Origin of the sequence: Streptomyces sp. NRRL S-118 (genome assembly GCF_000716335.1) — a bacterium.
Classification (GTDB): domain Bacteria; phylum Actinomycetota; class Actinomycetes; order Streptomycetales; family Streptomycetaceae; genus Streptomyces.
Genome location: NZ_KL591066.1, coordinates 1 through 758, shown reverse-complemented (window position 1 = coordinate 758; position 758 = coordinate 1). Strand labels below are relative to the sequence as shown.

Sequence of the window (758 nt, the reverse complement as noted above, 5' to 3'; positions counted from 1 at the left end):
CCGTACCGCCCGTGACCAGCACCGTCCCCCGCGGTCGCCAGTGCGTGCGGGCCACGCCCGGGGCGCGTACGACACGACGCCCGTACGCCCCGGAGCTCCGGATCGCCACCTCGTCCTCGGCGCCGTCCGCCCTTCCGGCCGCTCCGAGGACAGCGACCATACGGCGCAGGACGCGCTCACCCGGCGGAACCGTCGGCAGATCGATCAAACCGCCCCACACCTCGGGCAGTTCCAAGGAGGCCACCCGGCCGAACGCCCAGAGCCGGGCTCCCATGTCGTCAGGCACCTCCCCCGGCATGGCAGCCACGGCACCCTGGGTGACGGCCCAGACCGGGGCTCCCAGACCCACGTCGTTCACCGCCTGGACGAGCGAGACGGACGCTGCCACAGCAGAAGGCGCACGCGAGAGTCCGAGCAGAGACAGCACTCCCTGGACAGCCGGTTCCTCGTTCTCCGTACGGTGTGCCGCGAGCAGCTCCGCGAAGTGGGCGCGACCGGCGGTCAGTGGCACGGGCACGCCCTCGACGTGGGCCCCGCAGCGGGTGAGTACGTCAGCGATGTCATCCGCCGGGCCGGGGTCCGTGCTCTCCGGGAGGACCAGCAGCCAGCGCCCGGACAGCCGAGGTGTGTCGTCCGTCGCCACACCCCTCCAGGCGACCTGGTACCGCCAAGCATCCACACCGGACGGCGTGGCGGCGGCTGCCGACGCCTGCGTACGCGGGCCCGACTCCAACCAGTAATGCTCACGCTGGAAGGGG

The 758-nt window shown here is 72.6% G+C and carries 1 pseudogene; it reads right to left on the bottom strand.

Going from position 1 to position 758, the window contains the following annotated elements:
* Positions 1 to 643: pseudogene (locus IH00_RS39410) on the bottom strand (hypothetical protein); the annotation flags it as partial.
* Positions 644 to 758: the final 115 nt, after the last annotated feature.